The sequence below is a fragment of the Alteromonas sp. IB21 genome (genome assembly GCF_016405965.1).
Taxonomy (GTDB): Bacteria; Pseudomonadota; Gammaproteobacteria; order Enterobacterales; family Alteromonadaceae; genus Alteromonas.
Genome location: NZ_JAEFCD010000029.1, coordinates 13,364 through 32,851 on the forward strand (window position 1 = coordinate 13,364; position 19,488 = coordinate 32,851).

General features: G+C 43.8%; 13 protein-coding genes. 6 read left to right on the plus strand and 7 right to left on the minus strand.

Features of this window, described 5'->3' with window-relative positions; translation table 11 throughout:
* Positions 1-515 precede the first annotated feature (515 nt).
* The 4 genes from JC525_RS16710 (at position 516) to JC525_RS16725 (ending at position 5,262) form a co-directional block, all read left to right on the plus strand.
* Positions 516-1,502: a glycosyltransferase family 2 protein gene (locus JC525_RS16710; protein WP_198816839.1), complete on the plus strand. Its 987-nt coding sequence runs from the start codon at positions 516-518 to the stop codon at positions 1,500-1,502.
* Positions 1,503-1,524: 22 nt separating this feature from the next.
* Positions 1,525-2,208, plus strand: coding sequence for a guanitoxin biosynthesis heme-dependent pre-guanitoxin N-hydroxylase GntA (gntA, locus tag JC525_RS16715; protein WP_198816840.1), 684 nt, complete (start codon positions 1,525-1,527; stop codon positions 2,206-2,208).
* Positions 2,209-2,217: 9 nt separating this feature from the next.
* Positions 2,218-2,811, plus strand: coding sequence for a DUF1989 domain-containing protein (locus tag JC525_RS16720; RefSeq protein WP_198816841.1), 594 nt, complete (start codon positions 2,218-2,220; stop codon positions 2,809-2,811).
* A gap of 324 nt (positions 2,812-3,135) precedes the next feature.
* Positions 3,136-5,262: a response regulator gene (locus JC525_RS16725; RefSeq protein WP_198816842.1), complete on the plus strand. Its 2,127-nt coding sequence runs from the start codon at positions 3,136-3,138 to the stop codon at positions 5,260-5,262.
* A gap of 118 nt (positions 5,263-5,380) precedes the next feature.
* On the opposite strand, the gene JC525_RS16730 is transcribed toward JC525_RS16725, so the two are convergent.
* The 6 genes from JC525_RS16730 to JC525_RS16755 all read right to left on the minus strand — a co-directional run bounded on the left by JC525_RS16730 (position 5,381) and on the right by JC525_RS16755 (position 16,527).
* Positions 5,381-6,268, minus strand: a complete 888-nt coding sequence (locus tag JC525_RS16730; RefSeq protein WP_198816843.1) for a WYL domain-containing protein — start codon at positions 6,266-6,268, stop codon at positions 5,381-5,383.
* A gap of 118 nt (positions 6,269-6,386) precedes the next feature.
* The gene (locus tag JC525_RS16735) at positions 6,387-6,977 is read right to left on the minus strand and encodes a PEP-CTERM sorting domain-containing protein (protein ID WP_198816844.1); all 591 of its coding nucleotides are present in this window, start codon (positions 6,975-6,977) and stop codon (positions 6,387-6,389) included.
* Positions 6,978-6,993: 16 nt separating this feature from the next.
* The gene (locus JC525_RS16740) at positions 6,994-11,001 is read right to left on the minus strand and encodes an ExeM/NucH family extracellular endonuclease (RefSeq protein ID WP_198816845.1); all 4,008 of its coding nucleotides are present in this window, start codon (positions 10,999-11,001) and stop codon (positions 6,994-6,996) included.
* A 337-nt stretch (positions 11,002-11,338) separates the two neighbouring features.
* Positions 11,339-13,975, minus strand: a complete 2,637-nt coding sequence (locus tag JC525_RS16745) for a M1 family metallopeptidase (protein ID WP_198816846.1) — start codon at positions 13,973-13,975, stop codon at positions 11,339-11,341.
* Positions 13,976-14,148: 173 nt separating this feature from the next.
* Positions 14,149-16,068 (minus strand): methyl-accepting chemotaxis protein, encoded by a 1,920-nt coding sequence (locus JC525_RS16750; protein ID WP_198816847.1) that lies wholly within the window; start codon positions 16,066-16,068, stop codon positions 14,149-14,151.
* 207 nt (positions 16,069-16,275) lie between these two features.
* Positions 16,276-16,527: a hypothetical protein gene (locus JC525_RS16755; RefSeq protein ID WP_198816848.1), complete on the minus strand. Its 252-nt coding sequence runs from the start codon at positions 16,525-16,527 to the stop codon at positions 16,276-16,278.
* 153 nt (positions 16,528-16,680) lie between these two features.
* On the opposite strand from JC525_RS16755, the gene JC525_RS16760 reads away from it, so the two are divergent.
* Complete coding sequence (locus tag JC525_RS16760; RefSeq protein ID WP_198816849.1) at positions 16,681-17,085, plus strand: phosphate ABC transporter substrate-binding protein; 405 nt, start codon at positions 16,681-16,683, stop codon at positions 17,083-17,085.
* 77 nt (positions 17,086-17,162) lie between these two features.
* On the opposite strand, the gene JC525_RS16765 is transcribed toward JC525_RS16760, so the two are convergent.
* On the minus strand, positions 17,163-18,062 hold the full coding sequence (locus JC525_RS16765; RefSeq protein WP_198816850.1) for a LysR family transcriptional regulator: 900 nt from the start codon (positions 18,060-18,062) through the stop codon (positions 17,163-17,165).
* Between the two features lie 191 nt (positions 18,063-18,253).
* Here JC525_RS16765 and JC525_RS16770 point away from each other — a divergent pair, with 191 nt between their 5' ends.
* On the plus strand, positions 18,254-19,408 hold the full coding sequence (locus JC525_RS16770; protein WP_198816851.1) for an iron-containing alcohol dehydrogenase: 1,155 nt from the start codon (positions 18,254-18,256) through the stop codon (positions 19,406-19,408).
* Positions 19,409-19,488 lie beyond the last annotated feature (80 nt).

Below are 19,488 nucleotides of genomic sequence, written 5' to 3' on the forward strand. Positions count from 1 at the left end.
TTGCGATAAAGACGCAAACTTTACGCAAAAAAGCGTGCTCATTAATAACGGTATCAATATTTAAAGTATTGAATTGTAATGTTTAAAAACAGGGGGAAAGCATAGCAAAATTAGTTGCAGTGGCAAAGCAATTACACGTTCAAAACACAGGTTAATAAGTTCTAAAGATAATGATTATTTTACGTACTGTTACCGTGTGTAAGCTCTCGACATAATATACCGAAAGGTTTCCCTCATCTCGGCAACAGTTTTACAAAAAGTCTTAAAGAGTTAGAAACGTACAAGGAATAAGGATCAATAACTAAGGGGGGTATGTAAAATTTTCTTTCTTTGAGCACCTCTTTCGTTATCCAGCGTGATTTGTAGTATGTGAAAACGGCCAAAAAAACCATATAAACGAAATATATCAACAACCTAAAGTTAAGGAACATTCTTTGCTTCATACGAAAGTATAGTCTGCAAGGTGCACCGTCGAAGGCAGTAAGCATTCAACAGATAAGCAAAGGAGGAAGAGTATGCGTTCACCAATTAGTGCAGTCACTATTGTGAAGAATAGAACTGAAAAACTGACCAATCTGATAACTCAACTTGAGCAATGCTCACCAACGCCCGATGAACTTGTTATTGTTTGGATGGCACCGCCATCAGATCTTTCTCTAATACAAAGTGACAAATTAGACATCGTTCACAAATTTACAACCCAAGGCGAACTTCCAATTGCGAAAGCGAGAAATAAAGGAATGCTAGCCGCAAAACACGCAAACCTTGCCTATTTAAATGTTGATGCTGTGGTATCTCCATCGTTGTTTAAAGACGGCTTACTTGCACTGAAAGATAACGCGGTAATTTTTACCTCCGTTGTTTTTCTGCCCAGTGAACGATGTGAGAAACCGTACTCAGACATTGCTAAAAACGAACGACAAATTGGCTATTTAGCGAGTAACGACGACACGCTACCCAAAGAAGATAACAACGAAATACCCTCAAGAGATCAGGAAATTAATCATGGAAAGTTTAGTGACGATAGTATTTGTTCTACAGTGTTTTTTATTCGTAAGGCAGACTTTCAGAAAACCGGCGGCTTCGATGAAGGCTACGCAGGTTTCGGACTAAATGACGAAGATTTTTTCACTCACTGCAGAGCGTTGGGTTTTTCACTTGAGCAATTACCTACCCGTACCTTTGCTCCTCAGCGTCCCAATTATCAATGCCCCGTCAATCACTTACTCGATTTCGTGCACAACGCGCAGCGATTTCGAGCAAAATGGGCATTCTTTCCATGCGAATCGGTATTAAACGCCTATGCGGAAAAAGGCTACATTAATGCTGACTTCATCGAGCATGGCATCAAGATTATCCAACTTCCTGAGCGTGAAAATGAAAAACGTGACTTCGATAGCCAAGACGTTGTTATGGAAATACATTCCTCGTCAGATAGGGTCGCTTTTACTTCTTTTCACTCCCCTAAAAAAAGCCAAGGTTTTTTAAGAACAACTGCATAACTGTTCTACAAGGAGATAGGGAATGTCTTTCGTTAAGCCAGATATAGTACAGCGTTTCTTTTCGTTTATAGGGGAAGATAGCTTTCCCTGTGTTGGGGCTAAAACAGCACTGACCAGAGGGCAGGTATACGTAAAACACTACGACAACATAGAATGTAAAACCAATGAAACCGATATATTGGCTTCGATTCATACGTTCGTAGAGTCTTTTGATATTGAGCAAGATATGTACTCCTCGCTAGTCGTCACATTCGAGCAACCAGATACCATAAGCGAATACGCGTTTGATAAGCTGCTGTGGGAAAAACTGCAGCGTCTGCATGAAGTGGACGCGTGTTTGAAGCCTTGGGATAGCAAAGTGTCTAGCGATCCGCAAAGTGCACAGTTTAGTCTTAGCTTAGGCGGAAAAGGCTTCTTCGTTATAGGTTTACACCCGAATGCCTCTAGAAAGAGTCGACGATTCTCTCATCCCACCATTGTGTTTAATTTACACGAACAGTTTGAATTACTTAGAGAGCAGCATAAGTTTGACGCGTTTAGAGAACATATCAGAAAGCGTGATACGGCCTACTGCGGCAGTAAGAACCCATTGCTTGCAAATCATGGTGACAGTTCGGAAGTGTATCAATACAGTGGTAAAACGCATACTGAAGAATGGGAATGCCCCTTCAAACACGTAAAAAACAAAACACCACAGCTACAATAAGGGCCAAACATGAAACAGACAATTCAGCCAAGAAGCGGCACAGCGTTCACAATCAAAAAAGGCGAACTGCTGAAAGTTATCGACCCAGAGGGCCAGCAAGTGGCCGATCTTTATGCATTTAATGAGCATGATAAAGAAGAGTTTATCTCTTCAGGACGAAGCTTAGACTACAATGAAAGCCTACAGTTTAAACAAGGTAGCTTACTGTACTCTAATCAAAGCAATGTGATGTTTGAAATTATTGAAGACAAAGTCGAAGATCATGATTTCCTACTGACACCTTGTAGCGTTGATACATTTAAGCATTTTTATCCTAATGAAGCGCCTGTTCCGGGCTGTCACGGTAACTTGGTTGCCGCCTTTGCTGAGTTCGGTATTCCAGAGCATCACGTATGCACTACTTTCAATACTTTTATGAATGTTGAGATAGATAGCACCGGTAAGATTGCTGTTTTGCCGCCCAAGTCAAAAGCCGGCGATTATACTGTGTTTAAAGCTAAAATGGATATGATTGTAGGCCTAACCGCATGTTCAGCGGGTGAATCAAATAATTTTCGATATAAACCAATTCAGTTCGAAATATTGCCCGCGAACCTGCAATAGTTCCCGACATTTACTTACCCTCAATCATGTTCCTTATATGCTATCGCGGTTCTGCGATAGCGCTCATTTTTTCATGTTGACAATCGAAACGCATATACCGTTTAAACGATGTCCGGGCGTTAACGGCGGATGTTGAGTCTCAAAAGCCACAAAAAGACAAAGTACGGACAATCTTCATCGACAAAGGCGTTTACCGAGAGCGAGTCGTGGCTGGCAACCCAGCGAGATGTCTCACATAGAGGAGATGAAGTAAATAGTTAGATACATTGCGTAACCACTTGGTATCTATTATCTTTTAAGTATCACTGTGCTTCGCATGCTCCTATGTCTATACGATTTCGATACATCATCGCTCTTGCACTGACGGCGTCTCTTATCACTCTTTCTTTTTTGGTGTTGTCAGATCTTATTAAAAATCAAAAGCAGGATGCAGAAATTATTAATATTGCAGGTCAGCAGCGTATGCTGTCACAGCGCATTGCGCTGCTTGTCGGTACGGCAAACATATGCGATGACAGTGACGAGCGCCGCTATCTCAATAAGTCACTAACGCGTTTTAAGCAAAACCACCAGTATTTAATTTCGTTAGAGCAGCTTCCTATTGTCACCTTTAATACTTATTTTAAAAGTGGCCAGCTTGACAGGATGATCAATGACTATGTTGCAAAGGCCGAAAAAGTTTTAGAAAACGACGAATGTAAACCAACCCAATTATTAGACATTAACCAACTTACAGCACTTCTTGAGCAGCTGGATAACGTAGTAAATCAGTTCGAATTTGATGCAACCAGTCGTGTAGAAACGGTGTTATCAATAGAGATGTACCTGTGGCTAGCCGCACTTTTTCTTCTGACAGTTGAAGCTGCCTGTATATTTTTTCCAATGGAACTTGAAATAAAACGTTCATTTAAAAAACTCAACACGTTAAAAGAGCAAGCAGAAAATAATGCTGAGCTGGCGCAAAAAGCCAATAAAGCAAAATCAGAGTTCCTTTCTAGCATGAGCCACGAACTGCGAACCCCGATGAATGGTCTATTTGGCATGATAGAGCTGGCAATCGATAACCCAGAGAAGAGCGGTATCTATCTTAAAAAGGCCAAAACTGCTGGGCGGCAGCTACTTGTACTTATCAATGACATTTTGGATATATCCAAAATAGAGGCGGGAAAGATTAAAATTGAACAAGCGCCAGTTGATCTGCTCCAAGTGCTGGATGATGTGGTCTCACTTCAGCGGGTATATTGTCAGCGCAAAGGCTTGGCATTTAAATATATCAAAGATCCCTCTCTCCCTCACATAATCAAAGGCGATATTACCCGCATTTCGCAAATCCTTCACAACTTACTCAGCAACGCGATAAAGTTTACAGAGCAAGGCTCCGTCACACTAAAGGTTGACTACGCAAGCCAAGTGGATGGCAACCTTCTTACGTTCGATATAATTGACACGGGTATAGGTATAGCCTCACCGAAACTTAAAACTATTTTTCGCAAGTTTGAACAAGCAGACCAATCTACGACCCGCGAATTTGGGGGCACAGGGCTAGGTTTAAGCATTGCTAAACAGCTCGCTAATCTGATGGGAGGCGACATTAAAGTATACTCCGTGCCCGGTGAAGGCAGTTCGTTTAAGTTCCACTTGAAGGTAGAAGAGACTCACCTCCCCTTAATCACCGTAGAAACGAATATGAATTTGCGCTGTGCAATCATTGATGATTTACAAACCAGCCGCGAGTACGTTGAGCATATTGTTACTTCGATGTCGATTAAACCCACTTGCTACGAGAGCGCAAAGGCCTATCTGAACGATAATCCACTTAACTATGAAGTAATTATTTTAGATCTTTCCATGCCAGAAATGAGCGGCGCTGATCTGATTGAGCAATTAAAAACCATGAGTCCAGCATCGCTTCCAAAAATTATTCTAATATCTGCTGAACTGGAGCGCTTAGAAGACGAGGGAGACATACAAGCACTTATTTGGAAGAGCCACGCAAAGCCTATCAACAGGCGAGAGTTGGAGAACGACTTAGCCAAGTTAATAGAAAAGCAGCCCAATAACCAACAGAACATTCAAACCATCAACAAGTCGAAACGAATATTATTGGCTGAAGATAACGAAATAAACGCCGAGATAGTGAAAGCAATATTACAAAACGAGGGGTACAAATTTCTCCACGTAAAAAACGGCTCAGACGCGGTTGATGTCTGCAAAAAACATAACTTTGACCTCATACTGATGGACTGTAATATGCCCATCATGGGCGGCATAGAAGCATCGATTTTTCTACGCAAAACCTTCGATGTAAAAACTCCGATTGTTGCGCTAACCGCTAATGCCTTTGCTGAAGACAAGGATGAATGTTTGGCTGCAGGTATGGATGACTTTTTAGCCAAGCCGTTAGACAAAGATACGCTGCTGCTATGTATCAGAAAATACCTTGGTTCGTGATAAGCGTTATCAAACGCCAAATAACTAACGAATTAACTATATCGCTACAACCTGCGAGGCTGGTATTTATGGCTCATATAGCTAATTCACAGGTTTCATAGCGAACGTAAATTTTTTATTAGACTGTGTAAAGCTCTTCTTCTACAACGTAACCCGGTGCGATAGCCAGATTGTCAGTATTGGCAAGGCTTTGCTGGTTTCTAAGCCAAAGTTGATATTCACCAGTACGTAAACTCGCGTGCTTAGTACAGTCAACATTCCAACGCCTTAACAAGTACCCTGCCATGGCCGCACGTACCTCTAAGGTAAGCACTCCTTCCTCCATCGCGTAATCAAGCTCTATTGCGGTAGGGTATTTTATATTTTTAGGATGGGGCACAATTTCGAGCGAGATAAGTCTTCCCCACTCTTTGTCGTTTTCGATACATTCATGTGCTTCTGGTTCAGCTTTCACTGTCACCTTGCTGAAGCGGGTTAAGACAAAGTCTCTAAAGCTCTGTGATTTTCTGTCGAACGCTCTAACATGCCACCGCTGACCATTATCGACAATACTATGCGGTACCAGTTCTCGCGCGCCGCTACCGCTAGATAATGACGTATAAATAACGCTAATCGCTTTGTTGTTAACAATAGCCTGCACTACTTTAGCCACCACAAAGATATCAGGCACGTTTAGCGAAGACGCACTTTCTACAGGGAAATTCACATCGCCAATAGCATCAAACCCGTCTGAGATGTCATTGGCAAGCTTTACCAAGGTGCGCTTTGCATCGTGCTCGAAAACCGGAACAAAGCTATCTGTTTGAAAGTAACGTTTTTCTCTTGGATCGTAAATTAAGTTATTAGGCGCAAGCTCTTTGTATAGCGTAAAGTCGCGTGAGCCTGCCGATAGCCCTACTTCGAAACGATTTATTAAGTCCTGTCGATGTATAGCCCCTTTAAACAATAGGCAGAAGTCGATATACGCCAGCCGTTGGCGTTGAGAAAAAGAAATGGTTTCTAACATGGTGCGCACTTATTGTATTTTTATTCAGTGTGGTTCATTTAAAGCCGCATGTAAATAGCAAAAGAGATAAAAAAGCCCAGCACTTGGCTGGGCTTAAACGTTTAGCATTTAAGGTTTATTATTTCGCACGTTTACGAGCGAAAAACATACCGCCTAAAGCCAGAAGCGATAGCGCAAAAGTACCTGGTGCAGGTACTTGAGCGATGGTGAAGTTTGTGCTCTCAACAATAATGCCATCTAGCGGGCTTCCACCTTGCGCCAACTCCGCATTAACGGGTGATAAGTTAACCGAGCCAGCATTGAGCGCCAGTAAATTAAACGAAAACAGTTCGACAGAACTTTTACCATTTTGCGTAAAAACTGCACCTTCAAAAGAAGGATCAAACGCGGCAAAAAATGACTCAATCGAAACAATATTTAAAGTACTTTCGTTACTTCCATTAGTGCTTACCGCCGACTGCACACCTAATGCTCCTAAATCCAAAATAGACGAAACATCAAGGCTTAAAAGTAAGCTATCGAAGTTGAAAAGTGCACTATAGCCATTGAAGTAAGTCTGCACGCCATTTAATGACAACCTTGAAGCACTCACCGTTGCAGTAATCGTTTCACCAACGTTATAAGTGTCTTTATCTGTGGTAATCGAAATTAGTGCTGCATTTGCATTGAAAGTAGCGGCAGCTATTAATAGTAAAAAGAATTTTTTCATTGTTATTTTCCTAAAATTAAATTGCACAATTAGCGCGTGTACACATCGCCATTAATGCTTGAATATCAAAGAAATTAATTTGGCCGTCGCCGTTAAAATCGTAGGTTTCACCCGTCGCTTGCCCTTGCAAAAACAGTTGATAAAAGGCCATGATATCGTTGTAATCTACATCGTTATCACCATCAAAATCTCCAACTGTGACTTCTTCTGGGAAGTTGAGTACTACCACAACTGGGTCATGATCTGATGAACGATATGCATCAGCGCCATAATAGCTAGAAAGCTGAGTTTCTGATTTAAATTCAACGTTATAGTCGAATACACGAGGTTCGTCGGCATTGATGTGCCATACCGTTGCATCGACCACATATTCAGTTAACGATGGGCTTGATAAAGCGTGGTCGAGATAACCCATTTCGCCACCGAAGCTATACGAATAAGCATTATCGCCATCAAAGAAGTTAACCAAGTTGCTGTAGCCAGCCTCTTCAAGCGCAAGGATAGGTTCTTCTTTTGCATAAGCATTCAAGTCACCCATAACGATAACGCGGTCAGACAAGACGTCGCCGTTTTGCTCAACAAGTGAAATTAGACCTTGTGCTGCTTGAGTACGCAGTTCATTCCAGCAGCCCTGGCCGTCACCTAAATCGGCATCATTGCCTGTAGCATCACCACAGCTTTTTGACTTAAAGTGGTTTATCGCTAACGTAAAGGCTTCACCATTGCTGTTTACACTAAAGCTTTGTAACAGCGGCTGACGGTTACCATAGTCAAAGGGTGCTTCAGACGAAGTAACAGGGTTACCCTGAAGTGAAACTACCGCTGGCTTGTAGATAATACCCACGGCAATTTCATCACCACCTAGTTGCGACTCTAAAGCAACATAGCTGTACTCATCGCTGCCTAGTTCAGCGTTAACGCTGTCAACTAATGTCGCAATTGCAGAATCGCTGCTATAGCCATCGTTTTCAATTTCAACAAGGCCAAGTACATCCGCGTTCATTGCTACGATAGCAGCAATGGTTTTTGCTTTCTGACGTTCGAACTCAGCAACTGAATCTGCGCCGCGCGAGGTCGGGAAGTCTGGACCATTGAAGTAGTTAAGCACGTTGAAGCTAGCCACTTTTACATCACCAATAGCGTTTAGCTGTGGTGCAGCAATCCGAGGGTTAGTGCGCACAGTTTGGATATCACCAACAGGGATAAGGTTGTAAGCACCAAATGCGTAATGTAATACACCTTCAAGAGCTTCTACACTGTCACCCAAACGCAGCGGGTTGTTATGCGATAGGCCACCAACAGGGAAAGGGATACCATCCAAATTCTGTGATGTTGCTCCGTCCTCAACCAATAAAGTGTTTCGCGCGTTAGTTTCCGCTAACGCCAACGCTTCTTCTGAACCCGCTACAAATTGGTTTGTAGGGATCATTAAGCGTTCTGAAGACACGTTGAACTGACCATAGCGCCCAAGATTATAGATATCAGACACTTTAAGGGTTTGCTCAAAGCTTATTTGCATGCCCTCAAACGCTTCTAAATTGGTATCTGAAGAGAATGGCATAGTAATCGACGTGTAGAGCACACTCTCAGCTGCGCCAGTCACCTCTACATCCGCAGACAAAGCTAGTTGAGTTACACCAAAGCGCTCACCTACAGTAACTTGTAAACGCACCGCATCGCCCGCTACTGGTAGGCTAAATGAACCTGCGTAAACAAACACACCTTCAGATGTTGCCGTATTACCGTCTGAATCACTCGCTTCTTCCTGAACGAAGAAACCGCTCATGGCAGGCACAACTTTAGTTACTACTGCTTCAACAATCACATCCGTGCCGGCCAGCGCTGATTCCTCACCGTCGCCTTGGATCGCACTGATAAGCACAACTTCAGCAATAGGGTCGGTCGGGTCGGTGGGTTCTGTCGGGTCAGTCGGATCCGTTGGTCCGCTTACTGAACCGTTATGGCCACCAAAGTTACTAAGTGTATCTTTTGGAAAGCTATCCCATTCATCAGTGGTGAAAGCAGGGTTACGATTAGGATTTCCGCCTGTCACTGAACTCTTACGCACTAGCGTAACGTCTTTACCCCAGTCAGTATCAACCCCATAAGTACCCAATGCATCTACAACTTGCCCGTTGTATACCAGCTCAACGTAATCGTCGCCGTTAAAGTTCATTACGAAACTGCTGATTGTAGAACCAGCTGTAAGCAATGCATCAGCTTGTGCGTGTGCGAACGTTGCTACGCCGCCGGCAGGAATTTCACCTTCAAGTGCTAGCACTTTGCGGTCGGCATCGGCAGTATCACCGTTTGAAAGTAAAACTAACTCATAACCAGACAAGCTCACAGGTTGAGTCGAGCTATTGAAAAGTTCTATCGCTTTGTTAAAGCCGCCACCCTCAATATACTCTGATATGTAAACGCTATTGGTTGACGACCCAGCATCACCACCAGTGTCTCCTCCGGTATCTCCGCCAGCATCTCCTCCGGTATCACCGCCAGTATCGCCACCAGTGTCACCACCCGAGTCTCCGCCTGTGCCATCGCAGCTTTCGTTGAAGATAAGCGAGGCCAGTTCAGGCTTGTCAATAAACGGATTTCGATTACCTTGGAATTCATAAACACGTTCATTACGGCGACGTTCGAATTCATCTACTGGGTCGCTTTCATGCCACTGAAGCAACACACAAAGTTTGCCGAAGGCAGCTTCGTCAGTAGTGGTTAAGCGATTCAGCAAGACTAGATCTTCTTCAGTGTCGCCAGCGGTATTGCCGTCATAACGCACATCCATGTAAAGCATAGAGCGCGCAACGTCACCTTTTACCGCGTCACGTGGTTCAAACGAGTCACTGTCTACGCGGTTTGCTGGCGCTTCATTAAGTTCGTTATCGCTGAAGTCAAAATCTAGATTCCCGCGTGAGCTGTTAACTGAAATGTCAGTAGGACGTAAGTGCAGGATGTCGCTATAAGCCGTTAAACTTGTGCTTGAGAAGCCATGACTTTTCGCCCATACGTGCTCGCGGTTCCAGTTGTCTTGGTTCGTACTTTGACTACCGCTACCGTTGGTAAATTTATCTTGTGATACGCCCTTGTAAAACAGGATGACGTTATCGGTATTGGCAGGGTCTTCATCGGTATAAGTTAACGCTGTCCATACTTCAGAGTATGACAACGTACGATGTCCGTTCTCAATGATTGCGTGCGTTGTTTCTTTTAATGTTTGCGCGCTTTCACCATTGGCAATGTTCGTATCGAGCGTGGCGTAATAGTCTGAAGCAACAAAGTCGCTCGCTAAGTTGATGGCTTCAAGATCTGGACAGTTAAAACAGGTTCCGCTTAAGAAAAGAAGTTCACCAGAAGGTTCTCCGCCCTCGTCAGGTGTATCGCCGCCGTCTGTCGCCCCAGACGAGCTAACTGAAATGCTTTCAAGGTTGAGATACTCGGTTCCTGCGTTGTTTGCCATAGCAACTTTAAGAACAAGGCTGTTCCCGCTGCCAATAGCAGCCGAAACGTTGCCGTTCTCAAAATCGTCTTCTACTGTGTGGTCACTACCAGCGATAGGCGCAATAAGTTCAAACGCCCCACCGTCGATGGAATAGAAAACGTCAATATAGTCAGCCTCCTCCATGGTACCGCTTTTAGATAACAAAGCGTCGATAGTAATATCACTCTGACCGGTTATGTCTATAGACTCACTCAACCAAACCACGTCGCCATCTACATCACGGGCTTGCATCGCGCCATTTGCGACGCGAAACCAATCTGACGTTGCAGTTAATTCACCAGTGGAAACATCGATTGACCAGCGACTTACCCCTTCAATAGTGACGTTAGTTCCAATTTCGATGGGGCCCGTCGCGCCCTTGCCCTGCAGTTCACTGGCTTCGAAGTCTTCTAGCCATAATGTGTCTGCTGTTGCATTAAATGAAACCGCTCCTAATGACAGCGCACCTGATAGTAGTGCGTTAACTAACTTCGCCGATGTCCTCAGCTTATACTTTTGTGTGTTACCCTCATTAATCATTTTTGCTTTCCGCTTTTTTGTATAAGGAAGGTATAAATTCTTATACATGGGTATACGCAGCAAGCACTTAATGAAAATAATAATAGAAACGTCACACACCAATAGAATCAGCAACTTACAGGCTTAAAATAAGTTTATTTATTGGTTAACTCTACTGAACTTCAGGACAGGGAAAGCTGATTTGTCACAAACCTGAATTGTTACCGTTATGACACACTTTGATGACGCTTAACGGTGCAGGCTTTAGTTTTATGCACAAAAAAAGAGCGCTTAATAGCGCCCTTCACCGTCACGTAGAAGTGAATAACGCGAAGACATATCGCGCTCGTTACTCGCTTTACTGACTATTTAGGAAGCGGTCAAAATCATCTTGAAACGCCGTTTTCAGTCTCATGCATTGCTTAGATTCATCTTGCATGATCTCAACACCTCGCGACATTCCTTGATATTTATTGCTTATTTTACCGTAGAAGTTGTTCGCCAATTCTAGGTTCTCACTAGAACAAGTTGTTGAAACAAACTCTGGCATGCGGCTTACGTGATAGTCAGGCATTTTCTTAATAAGCGCTTCATGATTCCTATCCAGCCATTCGTACAATAATGAATGGTCGTCTAGGTTACGGGCTACACTAACGACCATGTACATGGTATTCGCAGGCGTAATATCTTCGGTTAGCGCTAAATCTAACATTTTAAAAACACTGGTTTTATCTTTAAAGTGCATGGAATAGATCAAGGTGCTCTTCACGTTAGGCAGCTGAGCTTTTTTAAACGCGTCAACAATCGCGTTAAACCATTTACTCTGCTCACCGTCTTTAGTGTTTTTTGTCGCTATTTCGATTGCAGTACCTGCAATACCTGAGGGTACGCTTGTGGTGTCGTTAAGATACTGGTTGGCTAAATCAACGCTCTGCTCTACCAGTGCTTGGCTATTAGCATGTGTACCGAGCAAGTCATAGAGTTCATTGCGCAGGCGAATTATATCAGCGCTGTCTTGCTCACTTTGCGTAAGCGTAAGCGCATTTAATAGCGGCATATAACTTTTGTTTAAAAGCGCAGTGTAAGCCTCTTGATTGCGGTCATTGACTAAGTAATCAAAATCTTTCAATACGCCAACCGCCGCGCGAATTACCGCTGGGTCGTCGTCTTTGGCCAAAGTATTCAGCACTTTCATGACGCTATCCACGCCGATTTCATTAGCATTTAATAGCGCTTGATAGTTATAAAGCAGGTTTTTCTTCTCACGCTTATTGAGGACATCAGTGTTATCAAGCAAGGCGCTAAGTTGACTGGGCTCTATCGACCAACGGAAATACCCGGTGGCATTATCATTAGGAAATACCCAGTCAGCTTCAGCTATCTTAGGCAACATGGTGGTCTCTTTATCAATAAAGACAACTTCGTTAAGCATTTTCCCCTTCAACTGATAAGTGAGTTTAAGTGGAATAGCCCACGTTTGGTCTTCCACCGTTGCGCCAGCTAAATGAAAACGAGATTGGGTTATTTTACCCTCTTTTGATATGTGAATGAGTGGGTAACCAGGCTGCTCTAAGTACGCTTTCATCATGGCACTTAAGTTAAAGTCTGATACGCTATCAAGCGCTTTCCACAAGTCATCGGCCACCGTGTTGCCCCAGGCATGAGTGTTCATGTAATTCTGAACCCCTTCACGGAATTTCTCTGTACCAATCAGCGATTCTATCATCTGCAAAATTGACTCGCCCTTAGAGTAGTTAAGGCCAAGCCCATCCATTACATCAGGCTGACTTTTCACGACCTTTTTTACAGGTTTAACCGTAGGGCTAGCATCCGCTGTAAATGCCCCCTCTTGAACGATGCGATCGGCGTAGTTCAGTTCTGGATAAAGGGTTTTCATCGTATGGCTCGCCGCCCACGAAGCGAATGCTTCGTTCAACCATAAATCATCCCACCATGCCATGGTAACCAAGTTGCCAAACCATTGGTGAGCAAGCTCATGGGCGATCACATTTAATGGCCGTGAACGCTCCGTCACACTTGGGTTATCCTCAAGCAGCAGTAAGCTGTCTCTGTACGTGATTAGCCCCACATTTTCCATTGCGCCATGGGTAAAGTTAGGAACAGCCACAAAGTCCATTTTTTTGTACGGATACTTTATGCCAAAGAAGTCTTCCAGCGAGGCTAGGATTTCAGGCGTATGCTTAACAACAAATTTTGTCTTGTCAGCATAGCCTTTAGGCACATAAATTTTTCCAGGTACCGATAGCCCTGTCATCTCCGAGCTATCAAACGGGCCTACTGTATAAGCTATCAGGTAGGTGGGCATAGGCTTTGTTCTTTCGAACACTACAGTTTTTATGCCGTTTTCAACCGTGATTTCTTCAACAGGTGTGTTCCCTACTATCTCCTGATGGGCGGGCGAACTAATCGTCATCTGATAGGGAATTTTGAAGTTCGGTTCGTCAAAGCTTGGAAAAGCTTTACGAGCGTGCATGTCTTCAAACTGCGTGAAAATATAGTTGGTATCTTCAAAGCGTGACAAATACATTCCGTCAGAAGACGTGTTTACCTTACCCTCAAAGCTTATCTCTAACTGATAGTTACCCGGCGCAACCTCGCTCTGCGCTTCTCCCCAATTTATATCGTAATCGCCAATAGACACAGAGAGCGGGATAATGGTTTCACCTGACACTAAGCGCGCCGAATTTACAGTGAGATCCTGCTGATAGAAACCAATTTTATTCGTTGTTTTTTTTACGGTGACATCAATTGTTGTGGTCCCTGTATAGGCAGGGTTGTCAGGGTCGATGTTAAGATGGATTCGTTGGAACGTCGGCGCCACTTGCGAAGGTAAGCGATATTCAACATCCGCTAGCGTCTTTTTCAATGGCGCTACAGCGGAAGAAACCGAAGTTTCTTGCGCTGTGACCGTTGGCGCAGATAGAGAAGCAAACGCACAGGCTACAGCCACAGCCAGTTTTGTAAATCGTTTCATTATGTTTTATCCGTGTTAAGGGAAAGTCCCTATATTTGTACACAGATAAGGATAATGATGATAAAAGGCCTTATCAATCGAAAGGCCTTTTGGCGCAACGTGAAATTGTTACCATTAGTGTCAGCCGCATAAATTGTGGCACTCGTCGTACAATTCCAGGCGTAGGTTAACGTTTAGAATTGATAGCGACGCAACTGCGTTTGCATTTGCTTAATCCTTTCGACTAACGCTTCGCAATTCTCAACCACCTGTTGAGCGTAATCACTATTCGCATGTCCGACCTGTTGAATACTGATAACACCTTTGTTGACCTCATCGGCCACAGTAGTTTGACCTTCAGCCATACTCGCTGCTTCGTGGTTAAGGGTAGTGATTCGTGCCACCGCATCTAACGCCTGCTTTAAAGAGTCACCAGCATGTTTTGTTGACTCTACGGTTTTAAATGCCGTTTCTTTGTTTTGCTGCATTTTCTCAGAAGCCACGCGACTCCCTTGCTGTAACCTTTCAATCATGATGCGAATTTCTTCAGTGGATGACTGGGTCCGGCTGGCTAGTGAGCGTACCTCGTCGGCCACTACTGCAAAGCCCCTGCCCTGTTCACCGGCTCTTGCTGCTTCGATCGCTGCGTTTAATGCAAGTAAGTTGGTTTGTTCCGCAATATTTCTTATGACTTCCATTACACCACTGATTTCCTCACTAGCTTGGGCGAGTTCGGTAATAACTTGTACGGATGCATCTACATCATTCGCTTGAGACTGAATGTCACTGATGGTTTGCGCTAAAACGTTCACACTGTTTCTAGTGTCTTGATCTGCCGCGTGTGCAGCTTCGCTTGAACTTTGAATGGTAGAAGATACCTTCACTGTATTCTGTTGCATTTGCGATATTGCGTTATCAATTGACTCTGTTTCTCTTCCTAGCTGTGAAACTGTTTTTTGAGATTGCATGGCAGTTTCATTAAGTGTTTGTGATTTAGCCAACATTTGATCGGTTGCTTCATCAACATTTTGCAAGGTGTCCTGAAGCTGACTCAAAAGCGCATTAAATGCCCTTGCCATTGTGCCAAATTCATCGCTACTAGACGCTTGGAAACGGAAGGTGAGATCACCGTCTCCCGAAGATAAATTATTTACCACCCCAATGAACTCATCCAATGGCTTACCGACGATATATTTCACCAACAGCCAGATTGTAATAAGAATAAATGCACTAGCGACGGCTATTTTCAAAACAACACCCATCACCGCGCTTCTTACCATTGCACTTTTCTCAGCGGCGGATGCGGCGAGTATAATGTCGTATCCCCATGGCGAGAACGGAACTTCTGTAACAATCCAGTCACTATTGTTAGATAACGCACTCGCCACCTGCGAGTCATTCACATGAGATGATTGCATTCGGATGTTTCCTTTAGCATCACGGAGTGCTACGAAACCATCTTCCAGAACATGGCTTTTTTTGATCGCTTGCTCAAGCACGTTTAAGTCAGCGGAATAGCCTACATACCAGATACCAATGACGTCCCCGGCCCCATTGAACATAGGCTCATAACCGGTTAAGTAGGGGCTTCCCAGTATATCAACAGCGCCATAGTATGCTTCCTGCCGATTGATTTTCTTTATGGCTTTGCCTTGGGGCGCCAACTTAGTTCCGATTGCACGTTCACCATTTTTTATTACATTGGTGCTCACCCGTATATAGTCATCGCCAGTTTTACTAAATATGGTGGCGGTTCCGCCCATAACGTTGGTCAACCCATCGACCAAATCAAAAGAATTAGCCTGTGCCGTTGTACCTAGCCTAATTTGACGCGCCTGAGTATCTTTCACCGTGACATAATCTGTTTGGTTTGGCACACCTAACAACTCTCCTCGCTGTTTGAGAAGCGCCATACTGCTTTTGACACGTTCAAGCATGATGGCGTCAGTGACGGTAAGTATGTTTACAAGCCTATCAGCGGTGCTGTCTTTTTGATCTTGAACTTGGTTGGAAATGGACGCGGATGTTGTTAACACCGTCACAATAGACACGATAACGGCAAACAAACCGATAACCGCTGCAATGGAGAACAGAAACTTTCTTTGAATAGACATCTAATTTCTCATCTAATTTACTAATTCAGCCCCTCACTCCATTGAAAACTCACGTTCCCGTTATCTTTAGACTTACTTTACACGCGTGATAGCAAATATCGCTATTGCACATACTCTTAATCTAGAACATTTTGACACTAGCGCAAATTATTAAAATGTATAAAGTTAAAATGAGACCAGTAATTACAAAACGCTGAAAACTCACGGTTACTTCACGTTTACTTTTCCGCCCACTATTTTTAGTGCCGGCGTACCTCGGATGAGTGTGCTTCTGGCAAACTGACTTTCGCAAGAAGGGCAGACCCCTTCATCAATAGTGAAATTTTCAACAATGCGGGTTTTAAAACACTTTACCAACGCTCCTTTCCCGCCTTTTCGATACTTCAACAACTGAAACTTGCACTTTTCACAATAAATTTGAACGGTTTTCACCGGACCTTTTGCGCTGGGTTTTGCCATAGTTTGTTAAATAGACCTTATTTGATTTAATCTTTTGTCTGAATGCGACAAGTGGAGAATTTTGGTTATAATTACCACTGGCATACTGCCCTAGTCTATCAACGACGCCTTCGCACAACACCCGTTGTCGAGTAGCGAATTAAGGTAACATCAATGAAAGTAGTTGTAGCCCTTTGCTTTTTATTGTCAGCGCCTCTTTATGCTGGCACCGCCGTTATCGTTAACGCGAACAACAACTCTGGAGTAGATTTCGATACGGTGAAAAAAATATATCTTGGAAAGATGAAGGCATTTCCAGATGGCAGTCGAGCTATTCCGCTCACATTTGAACAAGGCAACGACACACGAAACGCATTCAATAATGGCGTATTGGGAAAATCAGAGTCTCAATACTCTGCGTTTTGGTCAAAGCTTGTATTTACAGGAAGGGGCACCCCTCCTGAAATGATAGCGACAGAAGAGGAAATGCTTCAACTTGTTGCCACTAACCCGAATACCATCGGATTTGTTGACGAAAGCAAGGTAAGTGGTGACGTAAAAGTAATTGGTACGTTTTAAGCGTTTCCGGTTAAAAAATGCTGATTAAAAAGCGACGCTAAATACCGCGTCGCTTAGTGCTTTTCCCGTTGATCAGGTTAGCTCGCAAGGTGATTGATATTGGCAAACGCCATGATCACATCTTTAGCAAAGTCGACCCTAGGATTTCGAAGCGCCCCCTTCTTCCATACAAGATAAATCTCATTTTCAGGCCCCTTTCTGCCTAGCGGTATCAATTCGCCTTTCGCGATACTTTCTTTACATAAATAATCGGGCAGGACGGAATAGCCGATCCCGGCTTTGACAATATTACTGATTGCTCGAATATCCGGACATACGGCTGCCACTGGCGATTCACACGGGGCGTTAAACACTTCTGAAAAATAACGGCGAATGAGGGGTAATTGCTCATCATAGGTAACAATTTTGTGCTGATTTAACAGCGATGCTGTGATTTCTTTATCTTTAAGCAGCCTTCCCTGTACTCGGTTCATTACCAAAATCAAACGCTCTTTATCTAACTTTTGGTATTCGTACATGGCATCACCGGGTTCTGAAGCTGTGATAGCAAGCTCTGCAATGTCCTTCTCCAGCAACTCGTAGGTATTATTTTTATTTCCAGTATGAATGACTAAGTTGACCTTATCTGCCTGAAGTAAATTTGCAAGGGCAGGTCCTGCCACTGAACTCAAGTATTCAGCGGGGCCGGCAAGGTGCAGCGTTCCATGATCGGTAGACGCTCGGCTTCGAATTGAAGCAACCTTCTGCTCCAATATATCAATATGACTAGCCACTTGAAGTGCTAAATCATCCGCTATTGGTGTTGGCTCAACGCCGCGGGCTTTTCTAATAAAAAGCTCCTTACCCACAATATTTTCCATCGCTTGAATATGGCTTGTTACCGCAGGTTGAGACATGTGCAAACGGGAAGCTGCCCGCGTTATATTGCCGCTGCGATAAACCTCGACGAACGTTTTGAGCTGAGTTAAATAAGACACGACTTGCTACCCATCAGATTTTTGATGGCTCATAATAATTTATCTGACTTCTGCATTCAAACCCAGCGCTTTAAGATGAATGTACTTTCACTCAGTGAAGTTATAACAAGTCTCCCATTTTCTAATGAACTGCTGGCTGAAAAGCTTTTACAGCAGCTAAATTCACAATCTAATTAAGGACAGCCAACATAATGCTTAATTTTACATTTAAAAATCAAACCGAAATCCTATTCGGCAAAGGTCAACTAAGTGAAGTGTCTTCACGTTTGCCGGAAGAAGCTAAAGTCCTATTTTTATACGGTGGTGGCTCAATTAAGAAAAACGGTATTTACGACAAGGTAACCACCGCGCTTGAGGGCGCTAACGTTATTGAATTTCAGGGCGTGGAACCAAATCCAGAGTTTCAAACACTCATGAAAGCAGTGGATGTGGCCCGTGAAAATGACGTAAATTTTATCCTTGCTGTGGGCGGCGGAAGTGTCATCGACGGGGCGAAATTTGTTGCTGCTGCAGTCAACTTTGAAGGCGACCCGTGGGATATCTTAGTTAAAGGCGCTGCGTTTGATAATCCTTTACCCGTTGGCGCAGTACTTACATTACCTGCGACCGGTTCTGAAAGTAACGGCAACTCGGTGGTAAACAGAAAAGAAACCTCACAGAAACGAGCGTTTTCCTCTGAAACCGTACAGCCTGTTTTTGCTGTGCTTGACCCTGAGTTCACCTATTCACTGCCACCGCGTCAGGTGTCGAACGGTGTAGTTGATGCCTTTGTTCACGTAATTGAACAGTATCTTACCTACCCGGTAAATGCGCCGCTTCAAGACCGTTTTGCTGAGGGTATTTTACGAACCCTCGTAGAAGAAGGCCCAAAAGCATTAGCAACCCCTGAAGATTATGACGTACGAGCAAACGTAATGTGGTCGGCAACTATGGCGCTCAACGGGCTAATCGGTAAAGGTGTACCACAGGATTGGGGTACACACATGATTGGTCATGAACTTACTGCGTTGCACGGTTTAGATCACGCCGTAACTCTGGCAATTGTATTGCCATCACTCATGTTTGTGCAGCGCGACAAGAAGCAGGAAAAAATCCTTCAACTAGGCGAGCGCGTTTTCGGTATTAACGAAGATGACAAAGAAAAGGCTATCGACTTGACCATTAAAGCCGTGCAGGACTTTTTTGAAACAATGCAGGTGAAAACTCGCCTATCTGATCATGGTATTGAAAAGTCTGAGATTGACGGTCTTATCGCCAACCTAGAGAGAAATGGCCTTACCGCATTGGGTGAGCATGGCGACATCGACCTTGCTAAAGCGCGCGAGATTCTGACGTTAGCGGCGTAAACCCTATCCCACATGTGACTACAAGCGCACATACCTAAAAATAATAGCACCCAATCTTAGGTTGGGTGCTAGCTATTCTC